At 41.2% G+C, this 13,641-nt stretch carries 11 protein-coding genes; 3 read left to right on the forward strand and 8 right to left on the reverse strand.

Features of this window, described 5'->3' with window-relative positions:
- Nucleotides 1–119: 119 nt before the first annotated feature.
- Nucleotides 120–320, reverse strand: coding sequence for a hypothetical protein (locus ACZ449_RS18460; protein ID WP_464257525.1), 201 nt, complete (start codon nt 318–320; stop codon nt 120–122).
- Nucleotides 321–700: 380 nt separating this feature from the next.
- Between ACZ449_RS18460 and ACZ449_RS18465 the strand changes: the two genes are divergently transcribed.
- Complete coding sequence (locus tag ACZ449_RS18465; RefSeq protein ID WP_464257526.1) at nt 701–2,164, forward strand: IS1182 family transposase; 1,464 nt, start codon at nt 701–703, stop codon at nt 2,162–2,164.
- A gap of 318 nt (nt 2,165–2,482) precedes the next feature.
- Here ACZ449_RS18465 and ACZ449_RS18470 read toward each other — a convergent pair whose 3' ends face one another.
- Genes ACZ449_RS18470 through ACZ449_RS18480 form a run of 3 tightly spaced genes read right to left on the reverse strand, consistent with a single transcriptional unit; the run spans nt 2,483 to nt 6,794 of the window.
- Nucleotides 2,483–3,739: an MFS transporter gene (locus ACZ449_RS18470; protein WP_464257527.1), complete on the reverse strand. Its 1,257-nt coding sequence runs from the start codon at nt 3,737–3,739 to the stop codon at nt 2,483–2,485.
- Nucleotides 3,740–3,764: 25 nt separating this feature from the next.
- The gene (locus tag ACZ449_RS18475; protein WP_464257528.1) at nt 3,765–5,354 is read right to left on the reverse strand and encodes an N-acyl-D-amino-acid deacylase family protein; all 1,590 of its coding nucleotides are present in this window, start codon (nt 5,352–5,354) and stop codon (nt 3,765–3,767) included.
- Nucleotides 5,355–5,408: 54 nt separating this feature from the next.
- Nucleotides 5,409–6,794: a D-serine ammonia-lyase gene (locus ACZ449_RS18480; RefSeq protein ID WP_464257529.1), complete on the reverse strand. Its 1,386-nt coding sequence runs from the start codon at nt 6,792–6,794 to the stop codon at nt 5,409–5,411.
- 276 nt (nt 6,795–7,070) lie between these two features.
- Here ACZ449_RS18480 and ACZ449_RS18485 point away from each other — a divergent pair, with 276 nt between their 5' ends.
- Nucleotides 7,071–7,634 carry a helix-turn-helix domain-containing protein gene (locus ACZ449_RS18485; protein ID WP_464257530.1) on the forward strand — a complete coding sequence of 188 codons (564 nt, stop codon included), beginning with the start codon at nt 7,071–7,073 and terminating at the stop codon, nt 7,632–7,634.
- A 360-nt stretch (nt 7,635–7,994) separates the two neighbouring features.
- On the opposite strand, the gene ACZ449_RS18490 is transcribed toward ACZ449_RS18485, so the two are convergent.
- The 4 genes from ACZ449_RS18490 to ACZ449_RS18505 form a co-directional block, all read right to left on the reverse strand.
- Nucleotides 7,995–9,422 carry a DUF1254 domain-containing protein gene (locus tag ACZ449_RS18490; protein ID WP_464257531.1) on the reverse strand — a complete coding sequence of 476 codons (1,428 nt, stop codon included), beginning with the start codon at nt 9,420–9,422 and terminating at the stop codon, nt 7,995–7,997.
- A gap of 113 nt (nt 9,423–9,535) precedes the next feature.
- Complete coding sequence (locus ACZ449_RS18495) at nt 9,536–11,251, reverse strand: WG repeat-containing protein (protein WP_464257532.1); 1,716 nt, start codon at nt 11,249–11,251, stop codon at nt 9,536–9,538.
- 252 nt (nt 11,252–11,503) lie between these two features.
- Entirely contained in the window at nt 11,504–12,049 is a 546-nt protein-coding gene (locus ACZ449_RS18500; protein ID WP_464257533.1) for a gamma-glutamylcyclotransferase, read from the reverse strand.
- Nucleotides 12,050–12,338: 289 nt separating this feature from the next.
- The gene (locus ACZ449_RS18505; protein ID WP_464257534.1) at nt 12,339–12,851 is read right to left on the reverse strand and encodes a M23 family metallopeptidase; all 513 of its coding nucleotides are present in this window, start codon (nt 12,849–12,851) and stop codon (nt 12,339–12,341) included.
- A gap of 332 nt (nt 12,852–13,183) precedes the next feature.
- On the opposite strand from ACZ449_RS18505, the gene ACZ449_RS18510 reads away from it, so the two are divergent.
- Complete coding sequence (locus ACZ449_RS18510) at nt 13,184–13,612, forward strand: hypothetical protein (protein ID WP_464257535.1); 429 nt, start codon at nt 13,184–13,186, stop codon at nt 13,610–13,612.
- Nucleotides 13,613–13,641: the final 29 nt, after the last annotated feature.

Genomic DNA, 13,641 nt, shown 5'->3' on the forward strand with positions numbered 1-13,641 from the left:
ATTTTTAAAAACACAAACTCCTGCCAAATTTGCAAGAAATTTGATAGGAGTTCTTTTTTATGCCTGCACATAAAAAACACGGAACAGAGCGCGCAATTTTCCCGTGTTTTTCTGCAATGTTAAAACTTAAATTTTTCAGCCGCTGACCGTAAGTCACTTGCCAACACAGCTAAGTTTTGACTGGAAGAAGCAATTTCCTGCATCGAAGCCGACTGTTCCTCAATAGCAGCCGAAACTGATTGTGTCTCTGCCGCATTATCTTTGCTTATTTTATCTATTTGTTGAATAGCTGTCAGCATGGTTCGGCTGTCAGTTGCCATGTTATTTATAGAGTCAGCTATTTTTTTAATCTGCTCAGATATTTTTGGAAATCATTTTCCTCATGCTCCCTTTTTTGGTATAACTTGCTTCCCTTTTTAGACCACAATTTTATATTATACTATAAAATTGTTGGGGAATCAAGTATTTTTCCCAATTTATTCCAAACAAACAGGAATCAACTTTTCATTTGCCCTAAGAACTTTCTTACATTCTTTTCGCCCCAAACGGATCTGCGTCGGGCTAGGATTTCTGCGTAAAAGAGAGCATTTTTCAGTGGTTTCGAACCGTCAGACTGTGTGAAAAGTAGATATTATTGATTACATAAATGACCAAATATGATAAAATATAGATATAGAATAAAGTGCAAGAAGGTGGATGTATGGGCTATATAAAGGGTGAAGAACGGAATCAAACCTATCTGTTTCCTGAAAGCTTCGACGAGTACATTCATGAAGAGAATCCTGTTCGTATCATCGATGAATATGTTGAACAGTTAGATATGAAGGAGCTAAAATTTCAGAAAGCAGTCTGCTCGAACAATGGACGTCCACCCTATAACCCCAAAGATCTGCTTAAACTTTATCTGTATGGATATCTTAATCGAATCCGCTCGTCCCGTAGACTTGAACACGAGGCGCGCCGCAATATAGAAGTAATTTGGCTTTTAAAAAAACTTAAACCTGATTTTAAAACAATTGCTGATTTCCGTAGAGATAATAAAAAAGCACTAAAGGCTGTATTTAGGCAATTTGTCCGTCTGTGCGATGAATGGGATTTGTTCGGCAAGGAAATGGTAGCCATAGACGGTACAAAGATTCGTGCCTGCAATAGCAAGCGAAATAATTATAGCGCAAAAAAACTAGAGCGACACATCCAATATATCGACGAAAAAATCGATACATATCTTAAGGATCTAGAAGCTGGCGATCAAGCCGAAGCCGCTGATAGAAAACTTAGTACCGAGGAAGTCCAAAAGCGAATACAAGAACTCCGTAATCGTAAGCAAAAATATGAGCACTACCAAGAACAACTACATAAAACAGGGGACAACGAAATCTCCACTAACGATCCTGATGCCAGATTGATGTGCAATAACAATAACAACGTGGATGTAAGCTATAATATACAAACGACGGTAGATGCTAAGAATAAGTTGATTGCTGATTTTAAAGTAACTACTAATCCAAACGATCTTGGTGAATTGGACAACATGGCGCTTCGCGCCAAAACCGTATTTGGAGCTAAGACCCTAGAAGTTCTAGCCGATAAGGGCTATTATAAAGCAGAAGATCTGAAAAAATGTGTAGCAAAACATATCACGCCCTATGTAACCAAGCAAGTCTATTCAAATGGAACTGGAGATAGAGACTTTTATACTGATAGATTTCGCTATGATTCCGAAAAGAAAGTATACATATGCCCAGCAAGCAAAGAGCTATATTTCGCTAAGAACCGAAGTAGCAAAGCTAGAGGGATTTATGGATACGAGTATAGAAATTATGATGCCTGTAGTTCCTGCCAATATAAAGAGCGTTGCACTAAGAGCCAAAAAGGACGTAGTATCTGCCGTCATGTCGATCAGGATTTTTTAGATACTATCGATCTGCAGACTGAAATTAACAAGGAAAAATATCAGCTTAGGCAAATGATTATAGAGCACGTCTTTGGCACAATAAAACGAGGATGGGGAGCGTACTACTTTCTGACCAAGCGAAAGCTGTCGGTCAGCGGGGAGATTGCTTTGTCCTTTTTGGCCTATAACTTTAGGCGAGCCATAAATCTATTAGGACCGAAAGAAATTTTAAAAAGACTGCGGGAAAAACGAGAACTAGCCCTGGGATAAACAAGGCTGATTCTCATTTTTTTATATTCCAGTATCAGTTAGTGACGGTGCAGAATTTTTGTCTAGTAAAAAATCATTTTTACAGTGAAATATTAAGGGCGTTTTCACACGGTCTGCCGTTTCTTTGCTCCCTTTTACAGTAATACCCCCATTCGTAGTTACATTTTCTACAAATGGGGGTATTTGTCATTGTCCGTTTTCAGGGTTCAGTTCAACTTTAACAATGGTTTCCAGCTCAAACATCTTAATTCCGGAAAATTTGATGAATAGACTGATCGTATTTTGTCGTAAGTAACACTAGATATTACACTACCTTTATCAAGCGCTTACTTCCTGTGGGGTAACCTTTTTTTGTTTAATTCGCTGTGCAAAAACTGCGGAAATGAGCAGACATACTACAAAAAAATAAAACACAATGTGAAAATTATTATTCGTCACGGTCAGCATATAGCCTACTATTAAAGGTGACAAAAAACCAGCTATTTGACCGGCTGTATTCACTACTCCCATCGCTGAACCAACCACCGCACTTGGCAATGCAGCTACCGGCAGTGTAAATATAGCCCCGCTGCCAATGGTTATAAAGAAAAAGCCAATCATCTGGAAGACCACAGCCATAACGCCTGATGGGGCTAAAACAGTAAGACAAGTAAATACCGCTCCAATCACAGCACCGATAATTACAGGTATCTGGCGGCTGTTCTTAAAATATTTATCAGACAAATGACCGCTAATGTAATACCCGATAGTTCCCATAAAGAAAGGCAGTGATGCCCCTATACCCATTTGGGTGATTCCGAATCCCCTGGATTTAAGCAAATAGGTAGGCAGCCAGCTTGCAATGCCCCCAAAAGCGATATTGTAAAAAAACAGCGTTAGGAAGCACCACCATACCAGAGGCATCTTTACCAATTCGGACAAGCCGAGTTTTTTAGCTGCTACAATATCTTCTGCCGTGTCCTCCTGATATTCTGCCAATTCATTTTGAGACATATATTTGCTTTCAGATGGAGAACTTTTTACGTAAACCCATACCAATGCTGCAATAATAATTCCCGGGATAAAAAGGCTAAAAAAAACCGAACGCCAGCCCCATGCAACCACTAACGCCGACACAAAAAGCGGCGCTAATGCTGGTCCAAGGGAGTTGGTGGTAAGCATAAATCCATTGGCCCGGCCCACTTCCTTCTTAGGAAACCACGAAGCGATAGTCTTAAATGCCGCAGGCGGAAATATGCCTTCGCCAATACCAAATATTACACGGATAGCAATCATAGAACTGAGCGAACTAGCCCATCCTGTTACCGCTGTAAAAATAGACCACCACGCAATTCCAAAAGTCAGCACAGGACGCGAACCAAATTTATCGGCAAGCACTCCTCCTGGAATCTGCAATATTGCATAGCTAAAAAAGAAAGCACTCATAACCCCGCCCATTTCCAGGGGCGATAAGCCAAACTCGTCTGCTATAAAGGGAATAGCAGATGCCATGACCATTCTGTCCATATAACAAAGTAAATAGGTTGCAAACATAATCATTAATACTGTATAACGATGCTTCCATTTAAATTCCATATCTTATCACGTCCTTTGGTAATATTTATTTAATACGAATAACTCTGCCTGAAGCAGCCCCCGTATACTCGTTATTTTGCAAGGCAACCTTGCCGTTAACAATAACATAATGAATACCTTGGTTTTCACCATAGTTATTCTCGATATAATCGGCCGTATCACAAATTGTTTCAGGATCAAAAACAACCAAATCCGCGTCAAGACCTTCTTTAATAAGCCCCTTCTTCTTCAGCCGCATCCTTTGCGCCGGTAAAGACGTCATTTTTCTTATAGCATCTTCTAGTCTCAGCACCTTTTTTTCCCTGACATACCTTCCTAACACGCGTGGAAATGACCCTTTTATGCGAGGATGCGTCCGCTGATTATGACTAGTATAAATACCGTCTGTTCCGACCATTCCATAATAATTTTTCATAACTTCTTCCACATCATCATCAGACATGCTAAAGTATATTCCAAGAACATCCAAGTCATTTTCAGCAAGCACGTCAAAAGCTGTATCAAACGGGTCTTTTCCAATTAAGTGGGCGTATTCTACGACAGTTTTTCCAACTATTTTTGGGGTGGCGTCAGCTTTAATAATTAACATTCTGTCAAACCCTACATTTACTGCGTAGTTGTCCCATGTTTCCTTACCGCAAAGTATGTCAGCCTTAGCCTTTTCACGAAACTTGGCGTCCTTTAAGTTTAGAACAAGCCGTTCGGATTGGGCTCCTACAAGATAGCTTGGCGGCAATATTGTATTCAAGTAGGTACAATTAGCAGTATAGGGATATTGATCAAAGCCAACTTCAACTCCACTCTGATTTGCCTCTTCAATCATCCTTAATGTTGTTTTTATCTTTCCCCAGTTATTTTTTCCAATAGCCTTGTGATGCGATATGTTGACTGCAGCGCCTGACAATCGGCCAATTTCGATTGCTTCCTCAACAGATTCAATTACATTGTCAGCTTCATCCCTGATATGAATGGTAAAGATTTTATCTTTCTCTTTAAGTACTTTACAGAGCTCGACAAGTTCTTCTTTACTTGCTATACTTCCAGGTGGATACAGCATGCCGATTGACATTCCCGCTGCACCGCTGTCTAATGCCTCACGCAAATAGCCCTTCATCATTTCTAATTCCGAGTCTGTTGCGGGGCGATTATCAAGGCCCATCACGGCTATCCTCAGCGCCCCATGACCGACTAGAAATCCTACATTGATTCCCAATCTTCGCTCGGCAATTTTTCCTAGAAACCGGTCAAATGATGTAAATTCCTGCATAAAGTCGGGCGGAGAAAGCAATGTATGAACTTTGCGGTTATCACTCCAATACCTGTCTGAAACTGGAGCTAAACTAAGCCCGCAGTTACCTGACATATCGGTAGTAACCCCTTGAGACAGTTTATTAAATATTGCTTCTTCCGAAAAAATACAACCTTCATCATGTGCATGGGGATCGATAAAGCCTGGTGCTAGGCAAAGTCCTTTACCATCAATCAGGATATTTGCTTCGCCTAAAACTTTACCAATACTGGTTATTTTGCCATCCTTTACACCTACATCGGCTTGATACCAGGGATTTCCTGTGCCATCAACAACTTTGACTTGCTTAATTAAAATATCAAACATTTTTTCGATTCTCCCCTTCCCATTATAGTGCCTGTGCTATCCTCTGCTATTTTGTCAGATCCAACGCCTCCCTTTCATCAAAGCATTTTTTTCTGCCTGCACGCCCTGATGGTAGAACTCATCCATCGCCGATTTGGGAACCATGTTCCCCCCTGTTGCCCAAATAATGTGCATTGCATTCTGCATTTTATCCGCGAGATTTCGATCCTGAAGAAAACTTCGCCCCGCTTTACTTGTAAGCAGCTGTATCGGACCGGCGAATCCCGCCAATGCAGATGGCTCCAACAACCTATTTTCTGAGTCAACCAGCAATTTCAGCAACAAATAAAGCAGCTCATCTTGTACAGTAAACACGCCGGCAATATCCCGCTCAAGTGTTTTTCCAACAAATCCAGATGGCCTGCCCACAGCAAGCCCATCGGCAGCAGTTTTGTTGTCAATACCAAAATCCTGAGCAGATATTTTTTCATGCAGCCCTGTCATTAATCCCAGCAGCATCGCTGGCGAGTGCGTTGGTTCGGCAAAAAAGCAATGGACATGCTCTCCGTATATCGACTTAAGGCCAAAAGTAACACCGCCGGGTCCTCCCCCTACGCCGCATGGCAAGTATACAAACAGGGGATGATCTTGGTCGACAACAATACTTAGATTTTGCAATTGATGCTTAAGTCTCTTAGCGGCTACAGCATACCCCAATAAAAGATGACGCGAATTCTCATCATCAATAAAATAACTTGCGGCATCTTGTTCGGCTTCTTTGCGTCCCATTTCAACTGCCAATGAGTAATCGGCAGCATGCTCAATCACTATAACTCCTTTGCTTCTCAGCATGTCCTTTTTCCACTGTTTAGCATCTGCCGACATATGTACAACCACCCGAAATCCTAAAGCTGCCCCCATAATTCCGATGCTAAGACCAAGATTTCCCGTAGAGCCCACAACAATAGAATATCGGCCAAACAGTTTCCGAAATTCTTCACTTGCCAGCACTGCATAGTTGTCTGTCCGTGAAAGCCGCGAGTGCTTAATAGCAAGAGTTTCAGCAACATACAGCACTTCATAGACGCCTCCCCGCGCTTTAATGGAACCAGAAATTGGGAGATGGCTGTCATACTTTGCATATAGAACCCCAGGAATCTGAATCCCGCATACGTCGTTTAAGGTCTGCTGCATGTTGTTAATAACCTCAAGCGGGGATTCAATAATCCCATTGGCTTTTTCGGTTTCAGGAAATAGCTTTTTGATAAGCGGTGCAAACCTGTCAAGCCTGGCCTCAGCATCGTCAATATCTGCCCGACTTACCGATTTAAGCGTTTTCCCATCTTGATTTCCATAAAGCGGGTTTGTCCAAAATACCTCTTTAGTTGCCACAAGATCTTCAATTAATGGGTATTTTCTTTTCCATTCATCCAGTTCTATTCCCTTAGCAGTAAGTTTCATCCAGTTTCCTCCAAGCAGAAAATAAAAAAATTGAAACCAAAACATAAGGAAGTATATCAATACTTAACCCCTTTGTTAAATTTGATTTCAATTAGTTAAATTGTATTTAATTAATTTCATTATACCATACTCTGGTTAATTTACAATCCTTTTTTACCTTTTTAAGATTTTTTTAAGATTCCCAGTATAACACAGACTACGCAAGAGTTGTGCAACAGCGTAAGTTCTGATAAGATAATTTGTAACAGATACTCATTACTGTATTAGGAGAACACAATGGATAATACCGATTTTAGTCTCGAACTTGGAAAAAAAATTGCCAATGCAAGAATTAATAAAAGCCTCAATATTCGCCAGTTAGCTGAAAAAATTAATGTAACATCATCATTATTAAGTCAAATTGAACGCGGTCTTGCCAATCCTTCCCTAAATACTCTTCGTATGATTGCAGTTGCTTTAAATATACCAATTTTTAGCCTTTTTACGGAAACAGTTAACGTTAATAACTTGATTACTCGCGCCAACAATCGTAAAAAAATTATATTTCCTCATAATAACTGGGAATATATACTACTCTCACCAGATCTTAGCGGAGAAATAGAAATGGTTCTAATGAAGCTCCCTCCGCACTCGCAGTCTTCTCAGCACCCCCTTTCCCATACAGGCGAAGAGGTTGCCTATGTACTTTCCGGGAGCGTTACTCTTTATATGAATGATAGTAACAATATCCTTGAAAAAGGAGATAGTGTAAAAATACCTGCAGGGTTACATCATAAATGGGAAAATCTTAGTGACTCTGATGCCACCGTAATTTTTGCCGTAACTCCGCCAACTTTTTAGCAATTTAGTAATAAAAGCACAGCACCATTAATTTGGTGTCTGTGCCTTTTTGCGTAAGCGAATACCCCGCTACTGGGGATATTCGTTTCGTTTTTTGTTTCGCTTATAATCAAGACTGGCAAATGTATTATCACTGGAACCACTTACAGTGATAGTCTTTACCCTCCATTAAAATGGATGAAAAAAGCCATTTCTGGAAAAAGACTTAGCTTAGCACCATTGTACACTCCTTTATCTGCTAAACTAACATTGCATTTTTTTATTTTCCGTCCTTAAAAATAAAAGACTCTCCTGCTAAAAAGCCGAAGAGTCTTCATTGACCGATTGGATTATATGCTAATACTGTTCGCACCTCCGAATTTATCCAGTATACGCCTTCTTAATTACAGGCGGTGTCCACAAGCCGTTCAATGTCTCGTCTTTGGGCCAGTAAAGGCGCATCGCACACCAGAAGGGTCCGTTCGGAGCAGGAAGCCAGTTTGTTTCCTTATCGACACCGGGAGACTCATGTTGAATGTAAAGAGTTATTCCGCCATCAGCATCACGTTGCAAGAACGGCAGCAGCGGGGAATTGATCAGATAACGCTGCAGCGAATTGGCCGAAAGCAAACTTGACGGCAATTCATACATCGTCAATGACCAAAACGCATTGACCGGTGGCAATTGGCCGGGCGGAATCCGCATAACATATGCATTCTTCGCACCGTCAAAAGGCTGCCCGTCGGAATCCTTGCGATAAACTGGATACATTGCTTCCTGGCTCGAGTTGCCGTAAATACCAGTCATAGCGCCCGCACAACGATACAGATAGTTATTTTTCATGTATTCTCTGGTACCAAATAGATCGCCACTTTTCAGCTTGCCTGTCGCCAATTGTTCTTTTATAAAAAGAGTTAATTCTGAGACTGCATCCGCCATGCCATCTTGGATGGCTTTCTTCATCTCTGGCGATAATGCATCAGGTTCAAAGCCACAGCCAACTCCTACGCCGATTCTAGAAAAGCGTTCCATCAGCTCGCGCTCCGACGGATGCGTCGGACAGAAGCGAAGAACAAAGTTCAGTACATTGAAAAAATCCAACGACGTCCTTTCCTCTTCCGGTGTCAAGGAAGCAACTAGTTCCAGTTGTGGAGCGGCTTTCGGAGCAGGTTGGCCAAGAAAAGAAGACAGGGGTTGCACCCGATAGGCTGCTTGAATCTTTCGGACATTTTCAAGATCGCCTGGATTGAACAATTGCGTCCGGTAAAACGCTATGACCAGCTCCGTCTCCGCTCGAAACACTTTCTTGATTCCTTTGGGAACTTTTCCTTGCCACTTTGGCCCAACAACGAGGTAACTGCCTCCATCATTGCCAGTAGTACGGCTACCAATGTAGTCAAAATTAAAAGTATATGCGTCAATCAATTGAACCGAAAAATATCGGCCCTTCTTAATTTGCGGCACTGTAAGAACGATGGGTTCGGTTCGGAGATCCATGCAAAGAAAAGAGTATGGCGTGTCAGAATTTGGTGTTTGAACCGTCTTGTCTTTTGGCGTAAACACATGATCAAAATTCACAAGAGTATTAAAGGTCCCCTTCGCCTCAGGAGCAACACGGTCAGCAATAGTTTTGTTCATGATACGATAACTGTCTACCAAAGGAAATCCGTAAATATACGCTTCTTTGGCGATCAGGCGTGCTTCCTCTGGCGTAATGTCTGGCGCGGCCTGTACCGTAGAAGACAGGCTAACGATTACCCCTATCACAAAAACCGCCAGGATTGTTTTTAGAGCCCTTATTATCTTCATGTTAGTTTCTCCTTCCTGCGTTTTCAGGATATTCCTACTCGATTAGCACCCCTTTGTTACGCCCGACGCTCGCTGTTTACTTGGTTAAATCACCTGGAAATCAATACCCTAAACTAGTAGGAGCGCAGGTAGTAACTCTTCTCTCTGTCTAACAACTCTTGATCCCAAAAAATCCCGATTTCACTGAATTGCGGAGCAATAACCATTTTCCCACTTGCATCCATATAGCCCCATTTCCCTTTTTTCTTCACGCCTAGCAGCCCAAAGGATCCTCCCATAAGATCTGAAGAACTGTCAAACTCCGCTGGCACAACCAACTTTCCGGTTGTATCAATAAGCCCCCATTTGTCATTAATTCTTACTTTTGCATAACCGCAAAAGAACCCCAGTTTTTCTTCCAAAAAAGATGGATCGGCAGAAGGAAACCCGATTTCATCAAAGCGTAATCGGATTGACATTTTTCCATCAGTATCAATAAATCCCCATTTGCCATACATTTTAACTGCCGCCAGGCCATCGCCAAAGGCAGATACCTCTTCAAATTTCAGCGGCGTCAAAAACTTGCCTGTTTTATCGATAAAACCCCATTTTTCCTCTTTCTCCACTTGGGCCAAACCATTGCGATAAGAGGATATTTTGTCATATTGATCCGGCACAACAAAAGCCCCTGTCTTATCTACCACTCCCCATTTATCATGCACCATAACCGTAGCAAGTCCTTCATGAAATACATTGGCAAAATCATACTTGGTCGGTATAACTTCTTTTCCGGTCTGATCAATATATCCCCGCTTGGTATTTTCCGGCAAAATATCATTGCTATTAAATTCCCAGTACCCAGTCGAAGATCCTACTGCAGCGAAAAGCACCGCATTAAAAAGGGAAACAGAGGTTTTTATGGTTCTAACTTCTGCCAGGCCGTTCTTAAAAGGAAATACCTGATCATAGCCCTTAGCTATCACTTTTCCCTTACTGTCAACATAGCCCCATTTTTTATCAGTTTTAACTGCTGCAATTCCCTCGTGGAAACCTTCACTGCCCACACTCGCAAAGCCTTCTTTGATGACCAAAACCCCATTGCGATCGATAAATCCATACTTACCTTTTACCTTCACAGTTGCCAGGCCTTCACTGAAACTGTAGGCCTCTTCAAATTGAAAAGGTATACTTACTTTGCCAGTTGTATTAATATAACCCCATTTTCCTTCATTTTTTACCGGCGCCAGTCCTTCGGAAAACAAACCTGCGTCCTTGTACTGTACCGGAATCACCAGCTGTTCACCGGCTCGGTAATAACCCCATTTTGCCCCGCTCTTGACCGGAACTAAATTCTCCCCTAGTCCCCTTACTTCGTCAAAATTCAGCGGAACGACAACTTTTCCTCGAACATCGTAATATCCCCACTTCCCGTTTCGTTTAACCTTAACAAATCCGCCAGTAACATTGTCAACTTCGGCAAACTCCGCCGGAATCACCAGCTGACCATTTTTGTTATAAAAACCCCAGCCGGAATCTTTTTTTACCGCAATAAGACCTTCCTGGAATGCTCTGATTTCTTTGCATTCCGCAGGAATGACAAATTCCCCTTGAGGATTAATAAACCCCCATTTTCCATTTAATTTTACTCCCGCCAAAACAATGTCAGCTACTTTTACCGCTTCCGCTCCCGTCGTCTGTTTCGTTGCCGGCTGGCTAATGATTTGATCAACTCCAGCACTTTCTGACGTCGCAGCCAAAACAACAGCTGCTTGTTGTGGTGTTCCTGAGAGAAATACCACTGCCATTACGCCTACTGCAGATATCAACTTGACCAAAAATTGAAATTTCATTTGAAACCCACTCCCACATATTACATCTCTTACGCGCTATATATTTCCACATGTTTACCTATTTTCCCTCTAAATTCCATATTATTGGCAAACTACTACCATATCCTTACCTATCTTAAACATCATAACTGAGAAAATCCGCCACTATTCTATTATTAGAAAGCGGCGGATTACATCTATATCCTTCTATTATGTGACTAACTACGATGGTTATATTACCAACGATCCTGTCCCCATTGTCCCGTAATTAACTCATGAGCACCCATCACATCCGCTGGAAGGCTTCCTATCCTGCTTCAGTTGACGCGGCACAGAATAGGAAGCAGGTTTTGAAGCAACATCTTGTAGAGTTGCAATATAACTTTCAGGTAACCCCTGTTCTTTTGCACCTTGAATAATGATGTCTAAGTATTCAGTGCTAGGCTGCTTGGGCTCTCTTAATTGCGCTTTTTTATACAAACTTGCTTCTCTAAGCATATTTTGCTCATCGAATACTTCTACAGGATAATGGAAATATTCCCCTGTACCATCTAACCGAACATCTTTTAAGTTATCTAATTGCTCCCATTCATAAGCTTCCAACTGATATAAGATTCCCCAGACCTCTGATTGGTTATCCGGAACAACCGTTTCTACGGCTCCATCCCAAATTACCGAATGACCGTAAAAACCGATTTTATGATTTGATAAGCGAGCAATGCCGGTAACACGAGGTTTTGTAAGCATTTGGCTTACTTTTTGCAGATTAAGATTAACCCCATACGCAAAATAAAGACGAATTTGGCTAGTTTCTAACATAATACTGCCTCCCTTATACTTATCTGTTTTTTGCAAACAGAAAGACGCCATAACCTTGAAACATAGGTTATGGCGTCATTGCCATGTGGTTTATCGGATTTTAGAAATAATATGATCATATAGATGATAGATAGTTGCAGTATAACACACTTTCTACCGTGTTTCTATAGTTTTCCCACAGAATGCAGGACACTCCTCTATGGGCCTATTTTTATCATACAGGGTGTAAGTTAGAACCAGGACTAATAAAATGATGAAAACGTAGCTATCCCTAGGTTTGCGTTATTTTTTAGTTTGAAGGAGCTGCCGTTTTTTCTTTTTCGTTCTGTATATCCCAGCCAGCACCAAGCAACAGCGGCATAGGATCAATACAACCGCTCTTATATGGGTCATTGGTTTCAGAATAACCTACATGTAAGTGTGGCGTGCTTGAATTCCCTTCGTTTCCAGAAAACGCAATCGTATCTCCTTTATTAAATGCGTCTCCAAGCTTGTGGAGGCTAAAGCTACTTTGCAAAATGTGACCATAGATTGTCTGTTTACCGTCGCCATGATCTAGCACAATATAGTATCCATAACCGTCCGGATCAGTTTCCATGGCGATAACGGTTCCCGGTAGTGGTGCGGAAATAGGAGTGCCAATAGGCATAATTAAATTAATTCCATTATTAAACCATGCAAGTCCGTCAGGGTCTGTATTCCAGCCAAACGGCTGGAGAACTTTCCAGCTAGTATTCGCACTACAAACTGGAATTGCTAAACAGAAAATCAGCAATAGACATAGAACAAATCGTTTTTTCAATTGGATTCTCTCCCTTGATAATTATATTTTTTATTAGTCCCTCAAAACTAACGGTAAAATATAGGCATATCCATCATACTACTCTTACTCCATTTTTTAAAGGTGAATTTAAGCGATTACTCCCTGGGCATATTATCTGGCGACAAATTTGCTATCTAATTCATTCTCCATGAAGCATTTGTTTGCTTAAGGTGTTTTCGCCATTATGTAAAATAGCCAATACAAAATCCTGCGAACTTATATAAAAAAGTAGAGGTCTGCTAGGCAGGAGACCGTGTATATGATGCGGAAAATAACAAATAATAAAAAATTAGCAAAGGTAGGTATGTAGAATGAGAAAAATTACAATGGCACTTGTATTAGCTGGATTCATGTTGCTTGTATTAGCGATATACACACCAAATGCTTATGCAGCTGATAAAACGCTAACCGTAAAAGTCACTATCGACTCTGATTTTTGGAATAGCAAAGTTGCGTTTCCCAATGGTAATAAAGCATCAATTAGCGGTATCGGCATAGTATTACTGGATAAAGGGCTACCGCAAGTATTCAAGACACTTACCACCGGGCAAAATGAACTGACCTTTACCTACACCGGTTCAGAAGGAACAGATTACCAAATCAAAATTCCTTTTTTAGCCGGGCCTGGGACCTCTGTTTATCAAAATATAGAAAAAATAACGAATAACGGGCAGACTCTCATTTATACAATCGGAGTAGATACCATCCGGCCATTAAACATAGGACTTGTACAACAATAAGACAACGGTGGATTCGTCTTTGGACAAGA

This window comes from Desulfosporomusa polytropa, assembly GCF_055380075.1.

What these genes read in the sequence shown, in the direction of transcription:
- ACZ449_RS18460 (WP_464257525.1), bottom strand. Translation starts at nt 320, where the DNA reads ATGGCAACTGACAGCCGAACCATGCTGACAGCTATTCAACAAATAGAT.
- ACZ449_RS18465 (WP_464257526.1), top strand. Translation starts at nt 701, where the DNA reads ATGGGCTATATAAAGGGTGAAGAACGGAATCAAACCTATCTGTTTCCT.
- ACZ449_RS18470 (WP_464257527.1), bottom strand. Translation starts at nt 3,739, where the DNA reads ATGGAATTTAAATGGAAGCATCGTTATACAGTATTAATGATTATGTTT.
- ACZ449_RS18475 (WP_464257528.1), bottom strand. Translation starts at nt 5,354, where the DNA reads ATGTTTGATATTTTAATTAAGCAAGTCAAAGTTGTTGATGGCACAGGA.
- ACZ449_RS18480 (WP_464257529.1), bottom strand. Translation starts at nt 6,794, where the DNA reads ATGAAACTTACTGCTAAGGGAATAGAACTGGATGAATGGAAAAGAAAA.
- ACZ449_RS18485 (WP_464257530.1), top strand. Translation starts at nt 7,071, where the DNA reads ATGGATAATACCGATTTTAGTCTCGAACTTGGAAAAAAAATTGCCAAT.
- ACZ449_RS18490 (WP_464257531.1), bottom strand. Translation starts at nt 9,422, where the DNA reads ATGAAGATAATAAGGGCTCTAAAAACAATCCTGGCGGTTTTTGTGATA.
- ACZ449_RS18495 (WP_464257532.1), bottom strand. Translation starts at nt 11,251, where the DNA reads ATGAAATTTCAATTTTTGGTCAAGTTGATATCTGCAGTAGGCGTAATG.
- ACZ449_RS18500 (WP_464257533.1), bottom strand. Translation starts at nt 12,049, where the DNA reads ATGTTAGAAACTAGCCAAATTCGTCTTTATTTTGCGTATGGGGTTAAT.
- ACZ449_RS18510 (WP_464257535.1), top strand. Translation starts at nt 13,184, where the DNA reads ATGAGAAAAATTACAATGGCACTTGTATTAGCTGGATTCATGTTGCTT.